This is a genomic window from Streptomyces mangrovisoli (assembly GCF_000974985.2).
Classification (GTDB): domain Bacteria; phylum Actinomycetota; class Actinomycetes; order Streptomycetales; family Streptomycetaceae; genus Streptomyces; species Streptomyces mangrovisoli.
Genome location: NZ_LAVA02000076.1, coordinates 1 through 24,301, shown reverse-complemented (window position 1 = coordinate 24,301; position 24,301 = coordinate 1). Strand labels below are relative to the sequence as shown.

24 protein-coding genes are annotated in these 24,301 nt (G+C 72.6%); 10 read left to right on the top strand and 14 right to left on the bottom strand.

Annotated features, from left to right (window positions below):
- Positions 1-23 precede the first annotated feature (23 nt).
- Positions 24-587 (bottom strand): carboxymuconolactone decarboxylase family protein, encoded by a 564-nt coding sequence (locus WN71_RS27930; RefSeq protein ID WP_079178166.1) that lies wholly within the window; start codon positions 585-587, stop codon positions 24-26.
- 244 nt (positions 588-831) lie between these two features.
- Here WN71_RS27930 and WN71_RS27925 point away from each other — a divergent pair, with 244 nt between their 5' ends.
- Positions 832-1,236 carry a cupin domain-containing protein gene (locus WN71_RS27925; RefSeq protein WP_046588822.1) on the top strand — a complete coding sequence of 135 codons (405 nt, stop codon included), beginning with the start codon at positions 832-834 and terminating at the stop codon, positions 1,234-1,236.
- Positions 1,237-1,330: 94 nt separating this feature from the next.
- On the opposite strand, the gene WN71_RS27920 is transcribed toward WN71_RS27925, so the two are convergent.
- From WN71_RS27920 to WN71_RS27895, 6 genes are all read right to left on the bottom strand, one after another.
- Positions 1,331-2,656: an MFS transporter gene (locus tag WN71_RS27920; protein ID WP_046588825.1), complete on the bottom strand. Its 1,326-nt coding sequence runs from the start codon at positions 2,654-2,656 to the stop codon at positions 1,331-1,333.
- Positions 2,657-2,939: 283 nt separating this feature from the next.
- The gene (locus WN71_RS27915; protein ID WP_046588827.1) at positions 2,940-3,890 is read right to left on the bottom strand and encodes a VOC family protein; all 951 of its coding nucleotides are present in this window, start codon (positions 3,888-3,890) and stop codon (positions 2,940-2,942) included.
- Entirely contained in the window at positions 3,887-4,999 is a 1,113-nt protein-coding gene (locus WN71_RS27910; RefSeq protein ID WP_046588830.1) for a 4-oxalomesaconate tautomerase, read from the bottom strand. Before WN71_RS27910 ends, WN71_RS27915 begins: the two co-directional genes overlap by 4 nt.
- Positions 4,996-5,709, bottom strand: coding sequence for a 4-carboxy-4-hydroxy-2-oxoadipate aldolase/oxaloacetate decarboxylase (locus tag WN71_RS27905; protein WP_046588832.1), 714 nt, complete (start codon positions 5,707-5,709; stop codon positions 4,996-4,998). Before WN71_RS27905 ends, WN71_RS27910 begins: the two co-directional genes overlap by 4 nt.
- Positions 5,706-6,497, bottom strand: coding sequence for a PIG-L deacetylase family protein (locus WN71_RS27900; RefSeq protein ID WP_046588833.1), 792 nt, complete (start codon positions 6,495-6,497; stop codon positions 5,706-5,708). Before WN71_RS27900 ends, WN71_RS27905 begins: the two co-directional genes overlap by 4 nt.
- A gap of 61 nt (positions 6,498-6,558) precedes the next feature.
- On the bottom strand, positions 6,559-7,209 hold the full coding sequence (locus WN71_RS27895) for a GntR family transcriptional regulator (RefSeq protein WP_046588835.1): 651 nt from the start codon (positions 7,207-7,209) through the stop codon (positions 6,559-6,561).
- Positions 7,210-7,536: 327 nt separating this feature from the next.
- Between WN71_RS27895 and WN71_RS27890 the strand changes: the two genes are divergently transcribed.
- On the top strand, positions 7,537-8,577 hold the full coding sequence (locus tag WN71_RS27890; RefSeq protein ID WP_079178165.1) for a zinc-dependent alcohol dehydrogenase: 1,041 nt from the start codon (positions 7,537-7,539) through the stop codon (positions 8,575-8,577).
- Between the two features lie 52 nt (positions 8,578-8,629).
- Here the strand turns inward: WN71_RS27890 and WN71_RS27885 are convergent, their stop codons facing one another.
- On the bottom strand, positions 8,630-9,280 hold the full coding sequence (locus tag WN71_RS27885) for a TetR/AcrR family transcriptional regulator (RefSeq protein ID WP_046588890.1): 651 nt from the start codon (positions 9,278-9,280) through the stop codon (positions 8,630-8,632).
- Between the two features lie 300 nt (positions 9,281-9,580).
- On the opposite strand from WN71_RS27885, the gene WN71_RS27880 reads away from it, so the two are divergent.
- From WN71_RS27880 to hemC, 4 genes are all read left to right on the top strand, one after another.
- Positions 9,581-11,056, top strand: coding sequence for an MFS transporter (locus tag WN71_RS27880; RefSeq protein WP_046588837.1), 1,476 nt, complete (start codon positions 9,581-9,583; stop codon positions 11,054-11,056).
- A gap of 380 nt (positions 11,057-11,436) precedes the next feature.
- A complete protein-coding gene (locus tag WN71_RS27875; protein WP_046588839.1) occupies positions 11,437-12,417 on the top strand; it encodes an ATP-dependent DNA ligase in 981 nt (326 codons plus the stop codon).
- A 64-nt stretch (positions 12,418-12,481) separates the two neighbouring features.
- On the top strand, positions 12,482-14,020 hold the full coding sequence (locus tag WN71_RS27870) for an MGH1-like glycoside hydrolase domain-containing protein (protein ID WP_046588841.1): 1,539 nt from the start codon (positions 12,482-12,484) through the stop codon (positions 14,018-14,020).
- Between the two features lie 61 nt (positions 14,021-14,081).
- Positions 14,082-15,017 carry a hydroxymethylbilane synthase gene (gene hemC, locus WN71_RS27865; protein WP_046588892.1) on the top strand — a complete coding sequence of 312 codons (936 nt, stop codon included), beginning with the start codon at positions 14,082-14,084 and terminating at the stop codon, positions 15,015-15,017.
- A 73-nt stretch (positions 15,018-15,090) separates the two neighbouring features.
- Here the strand turns inward: hemC and WN71_RS27860 are convergent, their stop codons facing one another.
- The 4 genes from WN71_RS27860 to WN71_RS27845 form a co-directional block, all read right to left on the bottom strand.
- The gene (locus WN71_RS27860; protein ID WP_046588843.1) at positions 15,091-15,615 is read right to left on the bottom strand and encodes a hypothetical protein; all 525 of its coding nucleotides are present in this window, start codon (positions 15,613-15,615) and stop codon (positions 15,091-15,093) included.
- Positions 15,616-15,807: 192 nt separating this feature from the next.
- On the bottom strand, positions 15,808-16,668 hold the full coding sequence (locus WN71_RS27855) for an ABC transporter permease (protein ID WP_046588845.1): 861 nt from the start codon (positions 16,666-16,668) through the stop codon (positions 15,808-15,810).
- Positions 16,628-17,569: an ATP-binding cassette domain-containing protein gene (locus WN71_RS27850; RefSeq protein ID WP_240529790.1), complete on the bottom strand. Its 942-nt coding sequence runs from the start codon at positions 17,567-17,569 to the stop codon at positions 16,628-16,630. Before WN71_RS27850 ends, WN71_RS27855 begins: the two co-directional genes overlap by 41 nt.
- A complete protein-coding gene (locus WN71_RS27845; protein ID WP_046588848.1) occupies positions 17,566-18,069 on the bottom strand; it encodes a MarR family winged helix-turn-helix transcriptional regulator in 504 nt (167 codons plus the stop codon). The genes WN71_RS27850 and WN71_RS27845 overlap by 4 nt, the downstream gene beginning before the upstream one ends.
- A 283-nt stretch (positions 18,070-18,352) precedes the next feature.
- On the opposite strand from WN71_RS27845, the gene WN71_RS27840 reads away from it, so the two are divergent.
- Together WN71_RS27840 and WN71_RS27835 are read left to right on the top strand one after the other, a co-directional pair.
- Positions 18,353-19,147 (top strand): RNA polymerase sigma factor SigF, encoded by a 795-nt coding sequence (locus WN71_RS27840; RefSeq protein ID WP_046588860.1) that lies wholly within the window; start codon positions 18,353-18,355, stop codon positions 19,145-19,147.
- 293 nt (positions 19,148-19,440) lie between these two features.
- Complete coding sequence (locus WN71_RS27835) at positions 19,441-20,241, top strand: VOC family protein (protein ID WP_046588863.1); 801 nt, start codon at positions 19,441-19,443, stop codon at positions 20,239-20,241.
- Between the two features lie 169 nt (positions 20,242-20,410).
- Here WN71_RS27835 and glgX read toward each other — a convergent pair whose 3' ends face one another.
- Positions 20,411-22,555, bottom strand: a complete 2,145-nt coding sequence (gene glgX / locus WN71_RS27830) for a glycogen debranching protein GlgX (RefSeq protein WP_206300159.1) — start codon at positions 22,553-22,555, stop codon at positions 20,411-20,413.
- A complete protein-coding gene (locus tag WN71_RS27825; RefSeq protein ID WP_046588867.1) occupies positions 22,552-23,064 on the bottom strand; it encodes a hypothetical protein in 513 nt (170 codons plus the stop codon). The genes glgX and WN71_RS27825 overlap by 4 nt, the downstream gene beginning before the upstream one ends.
- Before the next feature lie 212 nt (positions 23,065-23,276).
- Between WN71_RS27825 and WN71_RS27820 the strand changes: the two genes are divergently transcribed.
- On the top strand, positions 23,277-23,588 hold the full coding sequence (locus tag WN71_RS27820) for a DUF5133 domain-containing protein (protein WP_046588896.1): 312 nt from the start codon (positions 23,277-23,279) through the stop codon (positions 23,586-23,588).
- Between the two features lie 88 nt (positions 23,589-23,676).
- Positions 23,677-24,301 (top strand): maltotransferase domain-containing protein (locus WN71_RS27815; RefSeq protein ID WP_046588870.1); only part of this gene is annotated, 625 nt, incomplete at its 3' end.

Below are 24,301 nucleotides of genomic sequence, written 5' to 3'. Positions count from 1 at the left end.
TTTGCCTCTGTCCCTGAGGGACGTCACGGCTGTGATCCGTCGTCGTCCGGGACGACCCGGCCGTAGCCGCGGATGTCGGGGAACGGGGGCTCCTTGTCGGCCTGGAGGTCCACCTGGAAGGTGTTCAGGCACATGCCGAGCATGGTGAAGTTGCCGAGCGCGCCGATGGTGTCCACGAGCCCCTTGGAGCCGAAGTGCTCCAGGGCGCGGGCGAAGGTTTCGTCGGTGACGAAGTGCTCGTCGAGGATCTCCCGGCAGAACTGGTAGAAGGCCTGGTCGGCCTCGTCCTCGAAGACCGCCTCGCGCTTCTCGGCGACGGCCTTGACGGCGGCCTCGGGGATGCCGGCCTCGATCGCCTGGTGGACGTGCGCGTTCCACGAGTACTGGGCGTCCCAGTTGCGGGCGGCCATGAGCAGGGTGAGCTCGCGCAGGTGCTTGGGAAGGGAGCAGTCGAAGCGGGCGAAGGCTCCGAGCGACTCGGCTCGCTCACACATCTCCGGGCTGTGCAGCCAGACCCGGAACGGGCCGCGGACGGCCCCGCGGCGGCCGGCGATCCGGGCGGCCAGCTCCTTCTGCCGCGGATCCATTTCGTCTTCGGTGAGAACGGGGAGCCTCATGGCGCCGATACCTGCCTTTTCTTTCCGGCTCGTTTCCAGCACGGGTCGGAAGCCGTGCGATGCGATGCCAGAGGACGGTACAGCCGGGTTCTCCTCGCAACCCCTCCTCGTGATGCAACGTAAAACTGCACGCCGGAGGGCACCCATTCGCGGCCGCGCGACCTAACGTCGTTCGACGCAAGCGGTAATCCTGAAAGATCGGAGAGAACTCCGGATGACCACGATCATCAAGGTCGCGTCCGTGCCCCTGCTGGACCGGGGCGGTGCCGTCGTCACGACGCCACTGGTCACGACGGCGTCCGCGGGCGGGGAGAACAGGATCACCAGCGGGATGAGCGTGTATCCGGTCGGCTCCGGCGCGCCGCTGCACTCGCACAACTGCGACGAGCACGTGACGATCCTCGACGGCGAGGCGGAGGTGTGGGTCGACGGCGAGGTGACGAAGCTGGAGCAGTTCGACACGACGTACATCCCGTCGCCGATCCCGCATCTGTTCCGCAATGTCGGCGACCGGCCGCTGCGGATTCTGTGGGTGTATTCGTCGGGCCATGTGACGCGGACGTTCACGGAAACCGGCAAGACGGTGGAGCACCTGTCGGCCGAGGACCAGATGGGCTGAACGCCGGTCGTCGCCGCGTTTCGGCCGCTGTCGCACACGCGGACGGGCCGGGCTCCCGAGGAGCCCGGCCCGTCCGCGTGTGGTGCGAGGGCGGTCAGTGGCTGGTGACCAGTGCCTGGTCGGCGGGGGCCGCCACCGGCCGCTTCGGGGTGCGCAGGGCCGCGATGCCGATGAAGATCATCGAGGAGACGCCGGCCAGGGCGAACGCCGTGAAGCCCCAGTCGCCGTGGTCGGAGGCGAGCAGCTGGCCGCCTAGCCAGGGGCCGAAGACGGCGCCGAAGCGGCCGATGCCCGAGGTCCAGCCGACCGCCGTGGCACGGGTGTCCGGGGTGGAGCGGATGGAGACGGTCGCGTAGATCATCGTCTGCGCGCTGTTGAGGAACACGCCGGTGAGGAAGACGACCAGGGTGGTCACGCCGGTGGCCATGTGGACGCTGAGCAGGCCCACGCCGGCCGCGGTGAGCGCGAACCAGACGGCCGAGATGCGGGGGGCGCCGAACGTGTCGGCGGCGCGGCCCGCGACCAGCATGCCGACGATGCCGCCGAGGTTGAAGACGACCACGAAGGTCAGCGCGTTGGTGAGGGCGTAGCCCTGGGCACGCATCAGGGTGGGCAGCCAGGTGGCGACGCCGTAGACCAGCAGGAGGCCGCCGAAGGACGCGAGCCAGTACAGCAGGGTCTGGAGCCACTCGCCGCCGGTGAACAAGGCGCGCAGGGCGTCCCAGCGGTCGGCGGCGGTCTTCTTGGCGGCCGCGGCGGGCAGTTCGACGTCGTAGCGGCCGGCGAGGGCGCGGGCCTCGTCGGTACGGCCCTTGGCGACGAGGAAGCTGAGCGACTCGGGCAGGAACTTCAGCAGCACCGGGACGAACAGCAGCGGGACCACGCAGACCCAGAACGCGGCGCGCCAGCCGACCGGCTCGACCAGCCACTTGGCGACGTAGGCGGAGAGGATGCCGCCCGCGTGGTGGGCCGTCATCAGCAGGCCGATGGTGAGCGCGGTGCGGCCGCCCCTGGCGTAGTCGGAGACCATGCTGATCGCGGTGGGCAGCAGGCCGCCGAGGCCGATGCCGGCCAGGGTGCGGCCGAGGCCGAAGACGGCGAGGCTGCCCGATATCGCGCAGAGGCCGGACGCGAGCGAGAACAGCGTCACGCAGCCGATCATCAGCTGCTTGCGGCCGATGCGGTCCGCGACGGTGCCCGCGGTGAGGGCGCCGACGAGCATGCCGAAGGTGGCGTAGCTGCCGAGGTCACCGGCCTTGTCGGGGGTGATGCCGAACGTCTTCGTCTCCAGCAGGTGGGGCAGCACCGAGCCGTAGATGAACATGTCGAGTCCGTCGAACAGCACGGCCAGCCAGCACAGGCCGACGACCAGCAGCGCCAGACGGCTGCTGCGGGTGGACAGCGAAGGGGAGGAGGACATCGTTGTTTTCCTCTCGTCCAGGAGGGCGTTCCCTGGAGGGGACCGGTGAGTTGGGGTCGACGCGGCTCGTGCGGCCGGCCCGGTGTGCGCATGACGCTAAGGTCGGCGCCATTGAGTGTCAACGCTTTTGTTAACAATCTCGGCGACAATCTGCGCGACGGGGTGTTCGCGGCCGGAGCAAGCGGTTTCCCGGGGTGACGCAGGGGGGTGGGCGGCGCACGGCTGTGCGCTGCCCACCCCCCGTGCGTGGCCGGCGGACGGGCCGCCGGCCACGATCCCCCGGTCAGTTCACCGGTGGCGTGCCATGGGTGTGGAAGGACGCGATGGTCTGCAGCCCCCACGCCTGGCCCTTGGCGCGCTCGGCCTCGGTCCAGGTGACCAGCGGCCAGTCCGGGGCGAGCACCAGCCGGGTGAGCGGGTTGCACAGCTCGATCCGGTTGCCGCCGGGCTCGTAGACGTAGAGGAAGAACGTCTGCTGGATGGCGTGCTTGTGCGGGCCGGTCTCGATGAACACACCGCTGTCGATGGCGAGATCGGCCGCGCGCAGGATGTCCTCGCGCGTGTCGGTGGCGAAGGCGATGTGGTGCAGCCGCCCGGCCGAGCCGGTCCAGTCGGAGGTGTAGACGACGTCGTACGACTTGTCCGTGAAGGTCAGCCAGCGGGCGGCGATGCGGCCGGTGTCGAGCCTGATCTGCTCGGTCGGGCGGGCGCCGAGCACCTGTTCCTGGAACTCGGCGTTCGCCAGGACGTCCGCGGCCAGGAAGTTGATGTGGTCGAGGCGGCGCACGCCGACACCCCGGTTGGGCTTGGCCTGGGGCTGGTTCTTCAGCGCGGGCCGCAGCCCCTCGGGGGCCTGGTAGTACTCGCTCTCCCAGTACAGGGCGTGCTCGTGGCCGTCCGGGTCGGTCGTGACGTAGACCTTGCCGAGGCCCGGTTCGTCCTCCACCCAGTGGCCGGGGCGGCCCGCCTCCTCGATGGCCTTCACCCGGCGCCGGAGCGCCTCCTCGCTGGAGGTGCGCAGGGCGAGCCGGCCGAGACCGGGCTGCTCGCGGGCGGTGAGCACCAGGCTGTGGTGCTCGTAGTCGTCGAAGGTCCGCAGGTAGACCGTGTCGCCGTCGCCGCCGTTGACCGTGAGGCCCAGGTAGTCGGTGAAGAAGGCGACGCTGGCGTCCAGGTCGGGGGTGAACAGCTGGGCGTGGCCGATGTGGGCGATGTCGCCGAGGGGAGGGGTCACCCTTGGCCTCCTTGGGGTCGTGCGGGCAGCGGAGCCGTCTCGGCGGACCGCGGGAAGACGGTGCCGTCGAAGATCTTGCGGGCGGTACGGACCACGGCCGTACGGCGGGCCACGGGGCGGCCGGCGGCGTCGGCGCCGATGCCGCTCTCGATGTCGAGGAAGCCCGTGGGGTGTTCGATGCGGACCCGGTCGTCGCCGGGCCGAAGGCGTGCGAGGTCCTCCCCCACGCCGCCCTCGACGCGCAGCCCGGCGGCGACGCTCGCCGCGCCGAGCACACCGATGGAGGTGTGGCAGCGGACCGGGATGAAGGTGCGGGTGGTGATCGCACCGCCGTCGCGCGGCGGGGCGAGCAGGGTGAGCTTGGGCACCGTGGCGGCCGAGACGTCGCCGAGGCCCATCAGCCGCCCCGCGGCCAGCCGGATCGCGCGCAGCCGCTCGGCGAGCGCGAGGTTCTCCTCCAGGTCCTTGGGCGTCTCGTAGCCCGTGACCTTCAGCTCCGTGGCCGCGACGAGCACGGTGGGCATCCCGTTGTCCACGCAGGTCACCGGGGTGTCCGCGACGACGTCGAGCGTGCTGCCGGTGGGCAGCAGGGGGTGCTCGCCCGGCGGGAACTCGATGACGACCGGCGCGGCCGTGCCCGGCACGCCGGAGATCTCGGCGTCACCGCTGTAGCGCACCCGGCCGCCCGGCGTGGGGAAGACCGCGGTGGCGTGGTCGCCGGTGTTGACCATCCGGATACGGACGGCGGTGCGCTCCTCGCCTGCCGGGACCAGGCCGCGCTCGACGGCGAACGGCCCGACGCCGGCCAGGATGTTCCCGCAGTTCTGACGATCCGTCACCTCGGCCCGGTCGACAGCCACTTGGAGGAAGAGGTAGTCCACGTCCGCCCGGGGATCGGCGGACGGCGAGACGACCGCGACCTTGCTGGTGAGCGGGTGGGCGCCGCCGAGACCGTCGATCTGCCGCTCGTCCGGGCTGCCCATGACGCGCAGCAGCAGCTCGTCGCGGGCCGCCGGGTCGGCGGGCAGGTCGTCGGCCAGGAAGTAGGCGCCCTTGGAGGTGCCGCCCCGCATCAGCAGGCAGCGCACCCCCTCGGACCCGCCGGTCACGACCGCTCCTCCTGGTCCGCCAGGTACTCCTCGTAGGTCCGGTAGGAGACTCCGAGGTTCTTCAGGGTGTCCCGCAACCCGTAGCGGTCCAGGCCCAGTTGACCGTCCTGGAAGGCGGCGCGGGCACCCGCCTCCTTGGCCTCGCGGGCCTCGGACGCCTCCGCCACGGCGCGGGCGCGCTCCCGGGGCACGACCACCACGCCGTCGTCGTCGGCGAGGATCACGTCGCCGGGGCGGATCACCTGACCGTCGACGGCGACGGGGACGTTGACCGAGCCGCCGGTGGCCTTGACGGTGCCCTGCGCGTGGACGGCCCGGGACCAGGCCGCGAAGCCCATCTCGCGCAGTTCCTGGGTGTCGCGGATGCCCGCGTTGATGATCAGGCCGCGCACCCCGCGCCGCTGGAGCGCGGTCGCGAACAGCTCGCCGAACATGCCGTCGGTGGACGGCGAGGTGGTGGTGACGACAAGGATGTCACCCTCCCCGCACTGCTCCACCGCGGCGTGGATCATGAGGTTGTCGCCGGGCCAGCTCAGGACGGTCACCGCGGTGCCCGCGACCCGTACCCCCTGCTGGATCGGGCGGATGTCCGGGCCGAGCAGACCGGTGCGGCCCATCGCCTCGCCGACGGTGGCGACCCCGAACGCGGCGAGCGCCTCGACGTCCTTGGCGTCGGCCTTCGGCGGGCCGGTGACGATCACGCCGCTCATGCCAGCTCCTTCGCGATCTGCGGGTAGGGGCGCATGTACGCCTCGGCCATCGTCTTGTGGGCCAGGCCCAGGTTGGGGCCGGCGTTGCGCTTGAGCTGGACGCCGCGGCGGACGGCGAGGTCGGTGTAGTAGTCCCACAGGTGCTGCTGGGCGCCCAGGCACTCCATGGCCTTGCGCTTGGTCTCCCAGACCTCGGTGATGTCGAGCAGCACCTCGGGCTTGAAGCCGCTCATCTCGGGCTGGTGCGGCTCGAAGTAGAAGACCGGCGGGGCGCCGATGATGTCCCCCTCGCCCGGGTAGCCGATCGCCTGCGCCAGCACGCGGGCCTCCAGGGCCATGCGGTTGGCCGCCGGGTGGTCGCCGTTGTACGGGTCCTCGACCGGGTGGGTCAGGACGACGTCGGGCTGCGTCGCGCGGTAGACGGCGACCAGCAGGTCGGTGAGCTCGGCGGTGGCGACGAGCGGGTAGTCCCCGGCGTCGAAGAAGCGGACCTCCGCGCCGAGGGTGGCCGCGGCGCGCTCGGCCTCGTCCCGGCGTATCGCCTTGATCTCGTCGAGCTTCCTGCCCTCGCGCCACGCCTTGGCGGACTCGCCGCGCTCGCCGAAGGTCAGGCAGGCGATGGTGACCTTCTCGCCCCGGGAGGCGGCCAGGGCGATGGCGCCGCCGGCCCGCCACACGAAGTCCCCCGCGTGCGCGGTGACGACAAGGGTGGAACGCGGTGTGGACGGCGCTTCCCCCTGCCCGGACGAGGCCGAGGGTGCGGGGGAAGGCGCGTGCGCGTCGGTCATTACGTGGGTCTCCTTGTGGACAGGTGTGAGCCCGCCCCCTCGCGCGTGCGCGCGGCGCGGCTCAGTCGCGCAGCGCCTCGATCACGCTGGTGAGGTGGGCGCGGACGGCCGCCTCGGCCGCCTGCGGGTCCCTGGCCGTGATCGCCTCGATCATCGCCAGATGCTCGTTCAGGGATTGCTGGGGGCGCCCCGGCCGAAGCGCCAACTGGAAGCGGTGTCGCACCAGTTGGGCATTGAGCCGCTCCAGCAGTTCCACGGCCGTCTGCTGGCCGGAGATCTCCCGGATGCGGTCGTGCAGTCCGTGGTTCAGCTCCGAGTAGGTCACCGGCTCGCCGTCCGCGACCGCCTTCCTCATGGCGGCGCCGAGGTCGGCGAGTTCGGTCAGCTCCTCGTCGGTGGCCTTCACGGCCGCCTTGGCCGCGCACAGCCCTTCGAGGACCATGCGGCACTCGGTGATGGCGACCGCTTCCTCCACGGTCACCACCCGCACGCGCGAGCCGCGGTTGCGGATCCGCTCGACGAGCCCCTCGGCCGCGAGATCGATCAGCGCGGCCCGGATGCTCGCCCGCGTCACACCGAACTGCTCGGCGAGCTCGTTCTCCACCAGCCGCTGCGCCGGTGCCATCTCGCCGTGCAGGATCGCGAGCCGCAGCTGCGCGAGCGCGTGCTGCTTGGCCTGCTCCCCGGTGCTCGGACGGGCTTCCTGAGGCATTGCGCCCTCCCTGAGTGAGTGCCTGTCGAACCTAAATCTAGCCAAACAAGATTGTCAACAATTTTGTCCGCCGTATTGCCCGCAGGGGGCCGCGGCGTTACGACCGTCATGACGATGGAGGTGATCCTCTCGTTCCGCGCGCCGGGCAGGGGATTCCCTTGCGTTACTCAAGTAAGTCCCATATGTTTGCCTGACTCAAGCAAACCCTTCCCCGGGCCGGACGCCGCCGCGAGAAGCCGCTTGCAGCCGCTGGAAGCTGCTGGAAGCCGCTGGAAGCTGGTGGAAGACACCGCAAGCCGCTGGAAGCCGCCAGAAAGAGAGCCCCTCATGACCACGATGAAGTCCGTGCGCACCGCCGGCGCCGGCGGGGTGGAGACCGTGGACGTCGAGCGGCCGGCGCCGGGCCCCGAGGACGTCCTGGTGGGCGTCCGCGCCTGCGGCATCTGCGGCACCGACGTCACCTTCCTGCACATGGGCGGCATGCCCGCGCGCGGCCACCTCGGCGGCGAGCTGGTCCCGGTCCCGCTCGGCCACGAACCGGCGGGCGAGATCGTCGAGGTGGGCTCCGCCGTCACCGCGCTCAAGCCCGGTGATCGCGTGGTGGTCAACCCGCAGGCCGCCTCCACCGGCATCATCGGCTGCGGCGGCCGCTACGGCGGCATGAGCGAGTACCTGCTCGTCGAGAAGGCCGAGTCGGGCAGGAGCCTCGCGGTGTTCCCGGACACCGTCCCCTTCGACGTGGCCGCCCTCAACGAGCCCATGGCCGTCTCCCGGCACGCCGTCAACCGCTCCGGGGCGGGTCCGGACGACAAGGTCGTCGTCTTCGGCGCCGGTCCCATCGGCCTCGGCGTCGCGATCTGGCTGAAGCTGCGCGGGGTGAAGCACGTGGTGGTGGCCGACGTCATCGCCTCCCGACTGGAGAAGGCGCTCGCGGTCGGCGCGGACGCGGTGCTCGACTCGGCGACGGAGGACGTCACCGCGCGCCTGACCGAACTGCACGGCGAGGCGGCCAACGCGCTCGGCCAGCCCCGCGCGGGCACCGACATCTACATCGACGCGGCCGGGGCGCCGGCCGTCTTCGAAGCCGTGGTGGCGAACGCGAAGTGGCACGCCAAGCTGGTCATGGTCGCCGTCCAGAAGAAGGGCGAGATCGACCTCGGCGGGATGCTCCGCAGCGAGCTGACCCTGATCGCCTCGCAGGGCTACCCGACGGAGATCTTCGAGGTCACCCCCGAACTCGCCGAACACCACGAGCGGTTCGCCCAGCTGATCAGCCACCGGGTCCCGTTCGAGGAGGCCGACCGCGCCTTCGAACTGGCGCGCACGCCGGGGGCGGCGGAGAAGGTGATCGTCACCTTCGAGGGGTGAACCGGTGACGTGGTGATCCGCGGTCGGCCGGGGGGTGCGGCGGGGGCGGGTGTCAGGGCGTGGGGGTGACCGGGGCCAGCCAGACGCCGACGAGGGCGTCGACCAGACCGGTGGCCGCGTCGTGCCAGGTGGCCCGGTAGGTGGGGACGCCGTCGGCCAGTGCGCGCTCGCGCTCGGCGCAGATGTGCAGGATCAACTCGCGCGCCATGGCGCCCCGTTCGGCCCGGACCTCGGCGGGCAGGGCCGACAGCTGCCGGTTCAGCCCCTCGATGGCCTGCCGCAAGGTGGGCGAGGTCAGGGACTCCTCGACCATGATCTCGTACATGGCCGGGTCGGTCATCACCTGGGCGCAGAACCGCGCGTACCAGGTGGGACCGTCCAGGTCGGCCAGGTGCGCGGGGATCGGCCGCACCAGGCAGTCCACCCAGTCGCGCACACCGGCGTCGGGGCCGACGCCGGCCACCAGCCGGACACGGATCTCCTCGATGGGCCCCGCGTGCCGGCGGACGATGGCCCGGACCAGGTCGGCCTTGGTGCCGAAGTGGTAGCCGACGGCGGCGTTGTTGCCCTGGCCGGCGGCCTCGCTGACCTGGCGGTTGGAGACCATGTGCACGCCCCGCTCGGCGAACAGCCGCTCCGCCGCGGTCAGGATGAGTTCCCGCGTCGCGTGCACCTGCTCGGCCCGCGCCGACCTGCTCGTCATGATCACCACCGCACCGGGACCGCGCTCCGCCCTGCGAAGGCCGGTCCCGCGAGCCGTCGCAGGTCCCCGGCCGGTGCGCCGGGGTCCAGCGGGGGAAAAGCCTACGTCCCCCGGCCGGGTCCGCAGCTCGACGGCCCCGGGCGAGGTGCCGGGGAGGGTGCCGTGTGCGGGGCCCGACCGGCACCGTACAGTAAGTCAAGCAGTTGACTTAAAAGTGGGTGCGAGAGCGCCCGCCGCTTGTTTCTCCGTCCTGTTCCGTTGTTTCTCCTGGTTCCTGTTCCGAGTCTCCGGAGGTCCGCCATGTCCGACGCCGTCACCAGACCCGACGAGGCCCCGGGCGCCGTAGCGCCCCGGCCGAACGCCGTGGTGGCGGTGCTGGCCCTGTCCGGCATCGTCGTCTCGCTGATGCAGACGCTGATCATCCCGATCATCCCGGAGCTGCCGACGTACCTGAACGCGCCGTCCTCCGACACCGCGTGGGCGGTGACCGCGACGCTGCTCGCCGGTGCCGTCGTCACCCCGGTCGCGGGGCGGCTCGGGGACATGTTCGGCAAGCGCCGGATGCTGCTGTTCAGCATCGTGCTGCTGGTCGTCGGCTCGACGGTGTGCGCGCTCAGCGACTCGATCACGCCGCTGATCATCGGCCGCGCGCTGCAGGGCCTCTCCGCCTCGACCATCCCGCTGGGCATCAGCATCATGCGCGACGAGCTGCCCGTCGAGCGGCTGCCCGGCGCCACCGCCCTGATGAGCGCCTCGCTCGGCGTCGGCGGCGCGATGGGCCTGCCCGCGGCGGCCTTCATCGCGGACCACTTCGAGTGGCACGGGCTGTTCTGGACCGCGGCGGCGCTCGGCCTCGTCGCCCTCGTCGCCGTGTTCGTGCTGGTGCCCGAGTCCGCGGTGCGCAGCGGCGGCCGCTTCGACGTGGTCGGCGCGATCGGCCTCGCGGCGGGTCTGGTCTCGCTGCTGCTCGCCGTCTCCAAGGGCGCGGACTGGGGCTGGGGCAGCGGGACGACGCTCGGCCTGTTCGCGGCCGCGGTGATCGTGCTCGTCGCGTGGGGCGTCTTCGAACTGCGCACCTCCGACTCGCTGGTGGACCTGCGGACCACGGCGCGCCGGCAGGTGCTGTTCACCAACCTCGCCTCGATCGCGCTCGGCTTCTCGATGTTCGCGATGTCGCTGGTGATGCCGCAGCTGCTCGAACTGCCCACCCAGACCGGCTACGGCCTCGGCCGCTCCATGCTGAGCGCCGGCCTGATCATGGCCCCGCAGGGCCTGGTGATGATGGCGTTCGCGCCGCTGTCGGCGGCCGTCACCAAGTCGCGGGGCCCGAAGGTCACGCTCATGATCGGCGCGCTGATCGTGGCGGTGGGCTACGGGCTGAACATCGTGCTGATGTCCGAGGTGTGGCAGTTGATGCTGTGCGCCTGCATCATCGGCGCGGGCGTCGGCTTCGCGTACGGTGCCATGCCGGCGCTGATCATGGGCGCCGTCGACCCGTCCGAGACGGCCGCGGCGAACAGCCTGAACACGCTGATGCGGTCCATCGGCACGTCGGTGGCGAGCGCGGTGGCCGGGGTGATCCTGGCGCAGATGACCATGAACCTCGGTGGTCAGTCGCTGCCCTCGGAGAACGGCTTCAAGACGGTCATGGCGGTCGGCGGGGGTGCGGCGCTGCTCGCGCTCGTCCTCGCGTCCTTCCTGCCGGCGCGCCGTGCCGATGCCGCGGCCGTGCCCAGCGAGCCGGCGCCCGAGCCGAAGACGGCCCCGGTCGCCTGACCTCGTCCAGCCCCGGGCCCCGCACGGCCACCGGCCGGTGGGGCCCCATCGCGCAGTTCCCCGCGCCCCTGACGGGCGCCCACCCCCAACCCCTCCCAGGGGCGCGAGGGACTGCGCGAGCAACCACGACGCACCCGCACGTGCACAACCACCGGCCGGTGGGGGCCGAGCGCGCAGTTCCCCGCGCCCCTAACGGGGCACCGACCCCCAACCCCCCAAGGGGCGCGAGGAACCGCGCGAGCAACCACCACGCACCCGCACGGCGGCACGACCCCCACGCGGGCCGAGCCCCGCCCGGGCCGAGTCCCACGCGGGACCCCGTTCAGGCGAACCCCCGCGCCGGACCGAGTGATCCGCGGCAACCCGGTCACACCTTTGCCATGGACCTGCCGATGATCGCCCCCATGCTCGCCACCCCCGGCCCCCTGCCACCCCCCGCGCAGGACGGCCGCTGGGCCTACGAGACCAAGCAGGACGGCCAGCGGGCGGTGGTCTATCTGCCCGGCGACGGCAGCGTCCTGCTGCGGGCCCGTTCCGGCGCGGACATCACCGCCGCCTATCCCGAACTGACGCCGCTGGGCACGGCCTTGGGGGCGACGCCCGCGATCCTGGACGGCGAGGTGCTCGCCGTCGACGCCGAGGGGCGCGCCGACTTCCAGCTGTTGCAGGGCAGGATGGGCCTCGCCCACTCCCCCGCCCGGGCCGCCCGCCGCGCAGCACAGGTCCCCGTCCACCTGGTGCTGTTCGACGTGCTGCACCTGGGCGGCGAGGCGCTGCTCCGCCGCCCCTACGGCCGGCGGCGCGCCGCGCTGGAGGAGCTCGGCCTCGACGGCCCGCACTGGTCGACGCCCGGCGCGCTCGTCGGCCACGGCGCCGAGGCCCTGCGGGCCACCCGCGAGCACGGCCTGGAGGGACTGGTGTGCAAGCGGCTGGACTCCGGGTACGAGCCCGGCGTCCGCTCCCGCGCCTGGATCAAGATCCGCAACCTGCGCACCGAGGACGTCGTCGTCGGCGGCTGGCTGCCCGGCCGGGGCCGCCTGTCCGGGCTGCCGGGCGCGGTCCTGGTGGGCCAGCGCGCGGCCGGCCGGCTGCGCTACGTCGGCGGCGTGGGCACCGGCTGGAGCGAGGCGGAGCGCACGGAGCTGGCCGCGCTGCTGCACGCCGCCGAGACCGGCGTCTGCCCCTTCGCCCCGGTCCCGGCCGTGGCGGGCGCGCGCTGGGTGCTGCCCCGGCTGGTCGGCGAGGTCGCGTACACCACGCGCACCCGGGACGGCCTGCTCAGACAGCCGTCCTGGCGACGCCTGCGCCCGGACCTGACCCCGGAGGAGTCGGCGGCCGACCTGCCGGAGCCGCCCGGCTGACGCGGGCCGGCGCCACGCCCAGGTTGAGGGAGCATCATGGCCCCGCCGACGAGGAGGAGTGCGCGTGACGTACGCGGGACGGTGGTCGCGGCGGGCCGTGGTGGCCGCCGCGCTGGGCGCGGCCGCGCCGGTCGGGGCCTGGGCGGCGGGGACCGGGCAGCGGTACCCCGGCCCCGTGCTGAGCTTCACCGACCCCGCCGTCCACGCGCGTCTCGCCGCGCCCTACGCCGCCGCGCTCACCGACGTGTTCGGCGTGAACACCATCGCCGCCGACCCCGCGGTCTACGACCGGTCCGGACTGCTGCGTCACCCGCCCGGCACGCTCGTACGGGCAGGCGGCGGGTATCCCGCGCCGCAGCGCTGGACCCGCGACGCGGCCGTCAACGCGTGGGCCGGGGTGAGCCTGCTCGCGCCCGGACTCGGTCGCAACACCCTGTGGTCGGTGGTCGACCGCGGCCCGGACGGGCTGATCGTCCAGCAGGACGACCAGTGGTGGGACCAGGTCGTGTGGATCCCGGCCGCCTGGCACCACTACCGGGTCACCGGCGACCGGTCGTTCCTGGCGTCGGCGTACGAGACGGCCGTGCACACCCTCGCGGCCCGCCGCGCCGACGACTTCGACGCCTCCACCGGGCTGTTCCGCGGCCCCGGCTTCCTCAACGACGGCATCTCCGGCTACCCGAGCCCGCCCTTCTCCCCCGAGGTCCGCTCCTCCTTCGTGCTCGACCACCCGGGCGCGGACCGGCTGTCGTGCCTGTCCACCAACTGCCTCTACCACGGCGCCCATCGCGCCCTCGCCGACATGGCCGACGCCCTCGGCCGGCCGGCGGGCACCCTGCGCGCCGAGGCCGCCGCGCTGCGCACCGCGATCGACGACGGGCTGTGGCGGCCGGACGCGGGCACGTACGCCTATCTGCGCCACGACGACGGCCGGCTCGACACCTCGCAGGAGGGCGCGGGGCTGGCCTTCGCCGTGCTGTGCGGCGTCGCGGACGAGGACCGGGCCCGGCGGCTCGTCGACGGCGCGCACTGGCAGCCGTACGGCATCGTGAACGTCTGGCCGCACTTCCCGCGCTTCGACGACGCCCGGCCGGGCCGGCACAACGTGATGGTGTGGCCGGTGGTCCACGCCCTGTTCGGGCTGGCCGCCGCGCGGACCGGCCGCACCGGCTGCTTCGCCCGCTCGGTCACCACCCTCGCCGCGCTGGTGGCGGGCAGCGGCGGTTTCCACGAGCTCTACGACTCCCTGAACGGCGCGGTCGACGGGGGCTGGCAGACCGGCGCCGACGGCCGGGCGGAGCACTTCGTCTCGCAGCCCGACCAGACCTGGTCGGCCACGGGATATCTGCGGCTGGTCCACGAGGGGCTGTTCGGGCTGGACCCCGCCCCCGACCCCGTACGGCTGCGGCCGTGCCTGCCGGCCGGGTGGGGCGAGGTGAGCCTGCGCGGACTGCGCCACCGGGACCTGGTCCTCGACATCACGCTGTCGGGAGGCGGCAGCCGGGTGCGGTCCTGCCTGGTCGACGGCCGCGTCGCCGATCCCGCGGTGGCCGCGGACGGGCACGGCCGCCGCTCGGTGCACATGGTGCTGGAGTCCGGGTAGCGCCGCGGGGAACGGGCGGTGTGGCCACGGCGGCCCCCTCGGTGGGTCTATGGTGTCCGTCATGTCCGTCCCGGAACTCATCCGTATCGTCTCCCGCGACTCCCCCATGGCACTGGCTCAGGTCGAGCGCGTGCGCGCCGAGTTGGCCGTCCTGCACCCCCAAGTACGCACCGAGGTCGTGCCGGTGAAGACCACCGGCGACCGGTGGATGGGCGACCTGGCGCAGGTCGAGGGCAAGGGCGCGTTCACCAAGGAGGTGGACGCCGCTCTGCTCGCCGGGGAGGCGGACCTCGCGGTGCACTGCGTCAAGGACGTGCCCGCCGACCGACCGCTGCCGGCCGGCACGGTGTTCGCCGCGTTCCTGGAGCGGGACGACATCCGCGACGCGCTGGTGCACCCGGGCGGGCTCACGCTCGACGAGCTGCCCGCGGGCACCCGGATCGGCACCTCCGCGGTGCGCCGGATCGCCCAGCTCTCGGCCACCCATCCGCACCTGCAATGCGTGCCGTTCCGCGGCAACGCCAACCGGCGGCTGGAGAAGCTCGCCGCGGGCGAGGCGGACGCACTGCTGCTCGCCGTGTCCGGCCTGGAGCGCATCGACCGGCGCGACGTGATCACCGAGGTCCTGTCCGCCGACGCGATGATGCCGCCGATCGGCGCGGGCATCCTCGCCCTCCAGTGCCGTGAGGGGGACGCCGACCTGATCGACGCGGTCAGCGGGCTCGGCCATCCCGACACCCACCGCGAGGCCACCGCGGAGCGCATGTTCCTGCATGTGCTCCAGGGCCACTGCAACAGCCCCATCGCGGGCTACGCCCGGGTCGACCGCACCGGTGAACTGTCCCTGCGGGCCTGCGTGTTCACCCCGGACGGCAAGACCCGGCTGAACGCGCACGAATGGGCGGGGCCGCTGGACCCGGCCACGCTGGGCACGTCGGTCGCGGTGGCGCTGCTGCGGCAGGGCGCCCGCGAGATCATCGACGGCATCCCGCACTGAGGCACGCCGCCGGGGCGCGCGCCGTCCGTGCCGGTGTCCCGGCGGGTGGCGCGCCCGCTCGGGCCGTAACCACTCAGGCCGTGCCCGGCTCCGCCTGGTCGCGGAGGTAGTTGCTGATCTGGTGGGCCAGCCCGCCACAGCCGGCGGCCGGGGCCCCGGCGCCGACCGGGTCCTCGCTCAGCCCGACGCCGCCCGCCCACAGCCGTCGCTCGGTCCAGTCCTCGTCGACCTTCAGCTGGATCTGCACGTCGACCTGGGCGAGCCCCGCCTCGGGACCGGCGGCGTAGAGCACGGCGGTGACGCGGCGCAGCGGGTAGACGTCGAAGCCCTCGATGAACTGCGAGTTGCGCCAGTCGATGAACGCGCCCTCGCCGTCGGAGCCGAGCCGGACGTCGATCTGGCCGTCCTCGAGGAGGATGCCGTAGTGCTTGGCGCCGCGGTTCTCGACGGTCACCCGCAGCCGGAAGTACGACAGCCCGGCGGCCGCGTCGTCACGTCCACGGGGCGGCTCGGCCGCCTCCAGGCTGTGGACGCGGACACGCAGACCGGCATGCTCGTCGTACTCCTGCCAGTCCCCGACCACGTTCGGCTCGTACACAATCCACCCTTCGACCTCTCGAAGTTGCTTCCTATCTGTGGGCCGATCGCACTGTCAAATGAGCGGAATGCGCCGTGGCCAGGCACTTCGCCCGCTTTGATCGGTGATCAAGCCGTGCGCAGGAAGAACACGGCGGCGCGCGCCGAGCGCGCTCGGACGCGCGTGCCGCACATCACGTCGAAGTGATGAAGATCAACGGGCCAAACGGCCCAGCAGCGAGGAGGCCGCCGCGATGCCGGCCGCGGCGGCCACCAGCAGCACCCCGAAGTCGAGCGCGAGGTGCGCGTGCGTGCCCAGCAGCAGGCCGCGCAGGGCGTCCACCTGGTAGCTCAGCGGGTTGACCTTGCTGACGGCCTGGAGCCAGCCGGGCATCACGGCCACCGGGTAGAGGGCGTTGGACGCGAAGAACAGCGGCATGGTGATGGCCTGGCCGAACCCCATCAGGCGGTCCCGGCTGAGGACGATGCCGGCGATGGTCATCGACAGGCAGGAGAAGAAGGCCGATCCGAGGATGACGGCCGCCGCCACCCCGAGCAGCTTCAGCGGGTTCCAGGTCAGGGCCACGCCGAGCACCGCGGCGATCACGATGACGACGATCGCCTGGATCAGCGACTTCACCCCGGCCGCGAACGCCTTGCCGGTGATCAGTGCCGAGCGTGGAGTGGGCGTGACCAGCAGCTTGTTCAGGACGCCCGCGTCGCGCTCCCAGATGATCTGGATGCCGTAGAAGATGGCGATGAACATCGCGGACTGGGCGATGATGCCCGGCGCCATGTAGTCGATGTACGGGATGCCGCCGGTGGGGATGGCCTTGATCCGGGTGAAGGTCTGACCGAAGATCAGCAGCCACAGGGCCGGCTGCACCGCCCTGGTGTACAGCTCGGTGCGGTCGTGGCGCAGCTTCTGGAGTTCGACGGCGCACATCGCGCCGACCCGGGCGGGCACCAGCCGCCAGCCCGAGCGCGGCCGGGGCGGCTGGAGCAGCAGCGCGATCCCCTGCTCGCGGGCGCGGTCAGCCGACGCGTTGCGCGGTACGGCGGGTGCTTCGGACATCGCGGAAATCTCCTGACTGGTCGTCGAGGCCGCTGCCGGCGACATCGCGGAAGACGTCCTCCAGCGTGGGCAGCGTGTCCTGGGCCGCGCCCTCGGCGCGGCGGCGTTCACCGAGCCCCTCGCGGAGTTCGTCGGGGGTGCCGAGGGCGCGGATGCGGCCGCGGTGCATCAGGGCGACCCGGTCGCAGTACTGGTCGGCCTCATCCATGTAGTGGGTGGTGACGAGGACGGTCATGCCGGTGGCGGCGCGCACGGCGTTGATGTGCTCCCACACGCCGGTGCGGGCGATGGGGTCGAGGCCGATCGTCGGTTCGTCGAGGATCAGCAGGCGCGGCGCGCTGACCAGGGCCTGGGCCAGTTCGAGCCGGCGCACCATGCCGCCGGAGTACGTCTTCGCGAGCCGGTCGGCGGCGTCGGCGAGGTCGACGGCGGCGAGGGCCTGCGCGACGCGTTCGGCGCGCTCCTTGCGGGGCACGTCGAAGACCCGGGCGAACAGGGCGACGTTCTCCCGGCCGGTGAGGCCGCTGTCGGCGGACAGCTGCTGCGGCACATAGCCGAGCAGGCGCCGTACCCCCATCCGCTCGCGGGACGCGTCGAGGCCGAAGACGCGCACCATGCCCGCCGGGACGGGCAGCAGGGTGGTCATGCAGCGGATCGCGGTGGTCTTGCCCGCGCCGTTCGGGCCGAGCAGGCCGAAGATCTCGCCCTCGCGCACCGACAGGTCCAGGCCGTCGACCGCGTTGGTCTCGCCGAAGGCGTAGGCGAGTCCGGTGCAGCTGACGGCGTCGTGGGCGGGTGCGGCAGGGTCGGCGGTGCGCGGAGTGTCCGCGGACAGCGGGGTGTCCGCCGAAAGGGGAGTGTCGGCGGAAAGCGGGGTGTCGGCGGAATGGGCGGCGGTCATGATTCCTCGGCCTCCTCGTGCAACTGGGCGGCGAGCCTGCGCAGGGCCGGGACGGCCGCGCGCAGCGCCTCCCGGTCGGCTTCGTCGAGCCGGACGACCTGGTGCCGGACCAGCTCGGCGCGCCGCCGGCGCCAGTCGCCGAGCCGTTCCTCGGCGGCGGGGGTCAGCGCCAGCCGCGCCGCCCGCCGGTCGGCGGGGTCGGTCTCCCGGATCAGGTACCCGTCCCGGGAGAGCTGGTTGACCAGGGTGGACACCGAGTTGCCGGCCAGGAACAGCTCCCTGGCCGCCTCGGAGATGCCGATACCGGGCCGGGACTCCACCAGGCGCAGCAGTTCGACCTCGGCGCCGCGCAGCCGCGGCTGGACCACCTGGCCGCGCAGCCGGCGGCGGATCAGCCGGTGCACCCCGACGAGGGCGTCCGCCAGTTCGTCCGGGAACGCGTCCAGCTCGGCAGGTGGCGGGGCGGCCGGGTCGTACCGGGGCGTGTCGGTGTTCGTCACATGGACAGATTAGCTCTGTTACAGAGGTATCTCTCCCAAAGGCAGGTCAAGATCACCAGCCACACAGCCCGCATGTACGCGTTTCCGCCAAATGCCTTTCCGCACCTTTTGACCCGCCCCTGTTTCGGAGCGGAGGCGCGGGGCAGGCGCATGGGAGTGCTTCGGACTGGAGGCACGCCCGTGGGAGCCGGTCGGCCGACCGCTCCGGGCGTTCCCCGCCTGGTCCGCGCCGTCCCCCTCCCGCGATGCCCTGCCCGTCCGGCACCCCGAGGAGGCGGCCACGATGAGTGTCGCCACCCGTACGAAGCGACATCCCCACGACGACGCTCCCGACACCGCCGCGGCGTTCGCCCGGCTGGCCGAGCTACCCGAGGACCCCGAGCGCCGCGCGCTCCGGGACGAACTGGTCGAGCTCTGGCTGCCCATGGCGGAGCGGATCGCCATGCGTTTCCGCGGCCGCGGCGAATCGCTCGAGGACCTGTACCAGGTGGCCGCTCTCGGTCTGGTCAAGGCCGTCGACCACTACGACCCCGGCCGCGGCCACGCCTTCGAGGCGTACGCCGTGCCCACGATCACCGGTGAGATCAAACGCCACTTCCGCGACCACATGTGGACCCTGCACGTGCCGCGCCGCGTACAGGACCTGCGCAACCGGGTGCGGAACGCGTCGAGGGACCTGGGCCCGGAGCTGTCCGGTCGCGCGCCGACCGTCGCCGAGCTGGCCGACCGCGCCCAGCTCACGGAGGAGGAGGTGCGCATCGGCATGGAGGCGCTGGAGTGCTTCTCCGCGCTCTCCCTGGACGCGGAGGTGCCCGGCACCGACGGCTACGCGCTGAGCGATGCCCTGGGCGCACCCGATCCCGGCTTCGACTTCGTGGTCGACCGCGCCGCCGTCGAACCGTGCCTGCACCGTCTCCCCGAACGCGAGCGCGCCATCCTCTACCTGCGCTTCTTCCGCGGCATGACCCAGAGCCGGATCGCCGAGCAGCTCGGCATCTCCCAGATGCACGTGTCGCGGCTGCTCAGCGGGTGCTTCGCGCGGCTGCGCGAGGAACTGCTCGCGGAGCGGCCGCAGTGACCTCCGCCGACGGCGGGCCGCCGGAGCCGGCTCGCCGCGGCGGCGGGGGCGTGCGGCCGGCCGCACCAGAAGCCCCGCCCTCTCACCCGAACGGCCGCACACCGGTCCAGGGCGGGTCCTGAACTGCTGCCACGCCCTTGCCGTCCTCACCCGGCCGGTTGAGGCCACCCGTGCCCGAACACCGTTTCGGCCGCGCCGCGGGGGTACTCGGCAGGCGTTCTCCCGGCCTCCGGTCGGACACTGGGGGGTGAGGACCGGCGTCGGCCGGCCGACGAGACCAGGACGCGACTGCCATGAACCAAGACGCGACACGCCCCGCCGCGACGGACTTCATGTCCACCCCTTCGATGTTCGGCGCCCCCTGCTGGGTGAGCCTGACCAGCCGGGACCTGGAAGCGACGATGGACTTCTACCACGCCCTGCTGGGCTGGACCTGGCGTCCGGCGCGGCTCGGCGAGCACTTCCGGGTCGCCCTCTCGGACGGCCGGCCGGTCGCGGGCATCGCCGCCGTGGCGGCCATGTGGCAGATGGCGGTGGCCTGGACCCCGTACTTCGCCGTGCCGAGCGCGAACGAGGCCGCCTCGCGGGTGCGGGAGCGCGGCGGCACCGTCGCGGTCGGCCCGATCTCGCTCACGCCCGGCCGCGCGGCGCTGCTGGCCGACCGGGACGGCGCCACGTTCGGGGTCTGGGAGGGCGAGCTGGCCTCGGACTGGGAGAGCTGGCGCAGCTCGGCACCCGCGTTCATCCGGCTGCACACCCGCGACGCGTTCGACGCCGCCATCTTCTACGGCGAGGTCCTCGACTGGGCCACCGGCGGGGCGGGCTGCTGCGAGGTGGTGTACGAGGGCGGCGAGGTCGTACTGCGCAGTTTCGGTGACCCGGTGGCGCGGATCGAGTCGGGGGCGCTGGAGGCCGCGCCGGACCCGTCGATCCGGCCGCACTGGCAGGTGCACTTCTCCGTCGCCGACGTGGCGGCCTGCGCGCGCGCCGCGGAGGAGCACGGGGGGAGCGTGCTCAGCAAGGGCGCGGAGGAGGCCGTGCTGCGCGACCGTGACGGGGCGCAGTTCACGGTGACGTCCCGCCAGGAGCCGTGAGCCCGCACCCGGCGCGGGAACGGGCCGCGAGCCCGGCCGGCCTTCCCTGCGGGTCCGCTCGGCGGGCGTAGCGGCTGCGGGTGCGTCGTGGCTTGTCGCGCATTTCCCCGCGCCCCTTCAGGGCGCATCCGTGCGGCCGTGCCCTGAAGGGGCGCGGGGAACTGCGCGATCAGCCACGACGAAGCGGAGGACGGGACAGCAGCAAGAGGCTGCGCGCGCTCACCGTCGTCACCGCGCTCGCCTTGAACTCGGTCTCGTCCGGCGTCGCCTGCGGGTCGGCCGTGTCGATGAGCGCGGTCCACCGCTCGCCGTAGGCGCGGCCGGGCAGCTTGAAGTCGACCGGCTCCCAGTGCCCGTTGCACAGCAGCAGGAACGAGTCGTCCACCACGGGCCCACCGTGCGGGTCGCGTTCGGCAATCGCGTCGCCGTTGAGGAAGACGCCGACGCAGTGCGCGTCGGCGCGCTGCCAGTCCCGCTCGGTCATCGCGCGGGCGCTCGGCCGCAGCCACACCAGGTCCGGCAGCGGGCGTTCGGCGCGCGTGGCGCTCTCGCCGCGGAAGAAGCGGCGCCGGCGCAGCACGGGGTGGGCCGCGCGCAGCCGGATCAGCCGGGCGACGAAGTCCTTGAGGGCCTGCTGCTCCTCGCCCGGCGCCCAGTCGATCCAGGACACTTCGCTGTCCTGGCAGTAGGCGTTGTTGTTGCCGCCCTGAGTGCGGCCGAGTTCGTCGCCGTGCGAGAGCATCGGGATGCCCTGGGAGAGCAGCAGCGTGGCCAGCAGGTTGCGCTGCTGGCGGGCGCGGAGCTCCAGGACGGAGGGGTCCTCGCTCTCGCCCTCGGCGCCGCAGTTCCAGGAGCGGTTGCTGCTCTCGCCGTCCCGATTGCCCTCGCCGTTGGCCTCGTTGTGTTTGTCGTTGTAGGAGACGAGGTCGCGCAGGGTGAAACCGTCGTGCGCCGTCACGAAGTTGACGCTGGCGCGCGGCCGGCGCCGGTGGTGGGCGTAGAGGTCCGCGGAGCCGGTGAGCCGGGAGGCGAACTCGCCGAGCGAGCCGGGCTCGGCGCGCCAGAAGTCCCGTACGGCGTCGCGGTAGCGGCCGTTCCACTCCGACCACAGCGGCGGGAAGTTGCCCACCTGGTAGCCGCCCTCGCCGACGTCCCAGGGCTCCGCGATCAGCTTGACGCGGCTGATGACCGGGTCCTGCTGGATCAGGTCGAAGAACGCCGAGAGCCGGTCGACCTCGTGGAACTGCCGGGCCAGCGTGGCCGCGAGGTCGAACCGGAAGCCGTCGACATGCATCTCGGTCACCCAGTAGCGCAGCGAGTCCATGATCAGCTGAAGCACGTAGGGGTGGCGCATCAGCAGGCTGTTGCCGGTGCCGGTGGTGTCGTAGTAGTGCGCCCAGTCGCCGTCCACCAGGCGGTAGTAGGAGGCGTTGTCGATGCCGCGGAAGGAGAGCGTGGGGCCGTTCTCGTTCCCCTCGGCGGTGTGGTTGTAGACGACGTCGAGGATCACCTCGAGGCCGGCCGCGTGCAGGTCCTTCACCATCGACTTGAACTCGGTCACCTGCCCGCCGCCCGTGCCGTGGGCGGCGTAGGCGTTGTGCGGCGCGAAGAAACCGATGGTGTTGTAGCCCCAGTAGTTGGCGAGGCCGCGGTCCTGCAGCACGCCGTCCTGGACGAACTGGTGCACCGGCATCAGCTCGACGGCGGTCACCCCCAGCGAGGTGAGGTGCTCGACGACCGCGGGGTGGGCGAGTCCCGCGTAGGTGCCGCGCAGCTCCGGCGGCACGTCCGGGTGGGCGCGGGTCATGCCCCGCACATGGGCCTCGTAGATGACGCTGTCGGCGTACGACCGGTTCGGCGGGCGGTCGTCGCCCCAGTCGAAGTGCGGGTCGGTCACCACCCCGAGCATGGTGTGCCCGGCGCTGTCGCCGGGGTCCGGCCGGCCCGGGGTGCGCTCGTAGAGCGAGGCGTGGTTGTCGATCTGCCCGTCGATCGCGCGGGCGTACGGGTCGAGCAGCAGCTTGGCCGGGTTGCAGCGGTGGCCGAGGGCCGGGTCCCAGGGGCCGTGCACCCGGAAGCCGTAGCGCCGGCCGGGGCCGACGCCGGGCAGATAGCAGTGCCACACGAAGCCGTCGACCTCGGTCAGCGGGATGAGCCGGTGGGTGCCGTCGTCGTCGACGAGGGCGAGTTCGACCCGGTGGGCGACCTCGCTGAACAGCGCGAAGTTGGTGCCCTCGCCGTCGTAGGAGGCACCCAACGGGTAGGGGTGCCCGTTCCAGACGGGCACCCCTTTTCGGCGTCGTCGCGCCGTCACCGGGCCTCCTCCAGCGAGCCGTCCATCGGTCTCGCCGGGGCGGCCAGCGCGGCCACCGGGACTTCTCTGGGCACTTGGAGCACCTCGCGCAGGGTGGGCGAGGGCGCCGTGGGCACAAGTGGCGCGCGTTCGGCGCTGCGGACCCGCTGGGAGAACCAGATGATCTTGCTGCCGGTGTCGGAGGCGCAGCACCCCCAGCCGTCGCTCGTCGCCGCGATATGGGCCAGGCAGCCGCGCAGGTCCTGGTCGGGACGGAGGTCCTGGTCCTCTTCGCCGATGGCGGTGATCACGTGCTGGCCGTTCCACCACATCTCGATCGAGGCGCGCTTGTCCGTGGCGTGCTCGTCGATGGCGCCCAGCAGCAGTTCGGCACCCTGACGGACGGGCTCGACCAGGATCTCCAGGTCCCACAGGCGCAGATGGGCGGCCAGGATGCGGCCGACCTGCCCGACACGCGCGGGGCTCACTTCCACGTCGAGGTGGTAGTAGCAAGGTACTGCGGTCTTCATCGTCGTTGGCTCCTCACCGGCGAAGCTCCCGATTCCTCTCGGCCGTCGGCCGAGCCCCGAACACGAAGCGTGAGCGGCGATCGCTTCTGAGTCACCACCACACTGAGCCCGCTACGCCATTCGTGCAACACGAGACGACCGACACGATCACGCGGCGCCCCGTTTGAAGATCCAACAAGACGCAAAGTGGTCATATGTGCACCATGAGTGACATGCTTCTTCCAGCCAAAGCAGAAGTCTCTCGGCAGCTGCGCCGGTATCGGGCGTGGGAACGCCTGATGCTCGCGTCGCCGACGGACCGCTCGGTCCGCACGACCTTCGAGGACTCGGGCTACACGCTGTGCGTCCTCATGGGCAAGCGCTGCGCGCGCGAGGCGGCCGAGGCGGCCGAACGTTATCTGCGCAGCAACCTCATGACCTATTTGCAGGAACAGGACGCGCGGGCGCGCACCACCGGTGGCCCGCACCGCGGCCCCCCGGCGGTGGCGGCGTCCGTCCCTCCACGGTCCCCGGCGGGACCGTGACCCCCGTCCGGCGCAACACGGACGACCCCTTGTGGTTCCCGAGCCGGGCGGTGGGCCCGGCTTCCAGCTCGGCGGAGGTGTGTGACAGATGAGTTCGACCCCGGCCATCGGCCGGATCCCGGTCCGCGACGTCCGGCCGTCCGTGGACGGCGGCAGGCGGCCGGCCAAGGCCGTGCCCGGCGAGACCTTCCAGGTGACCGCCACCGTCTTCCGCGAGGGGCACGACGCGGTCGGCGCCAACGTCGTCCTGCGCGACCCGAAGGGCCGCCGCGGTCCGTGGACGCCGATGCGGGAACTGGCCCCCGGCACCGACCGCTGGGGCGCCGACGTGACCCCCGGCACGCAGGGCCGCTGGACCTACACCGTGGAGGCGTGGAGCGACCCGGTCGCCACCTGGCGCCACCACGCGTGCATCAAGGTCCCCGCCGGCCTGGACACCGGAACGGTCCTGGAGGAGGGCGCCGAGCTCTACTCCCGCGCCGCGGCCAAGGCGCCCAAGGGCCGCCTCCGCACCACCGTGCAGGCCGCCGCCGACGTGCTGCGCGACGACACGCTGCCCGTGGCGACCCGGCTGGCGGCGGCGTTGACGCCGGAGGTGGAGGCGGTCCTCGCGCGGTATCCGCTGCGGGAGCTGGTGACCGCGTCCGAGCCGCTGCCGCTGCTCGTGGAACGCGAACGCGCCCTGTACGGCGCCTGGTACGAGTTCTTCCCCC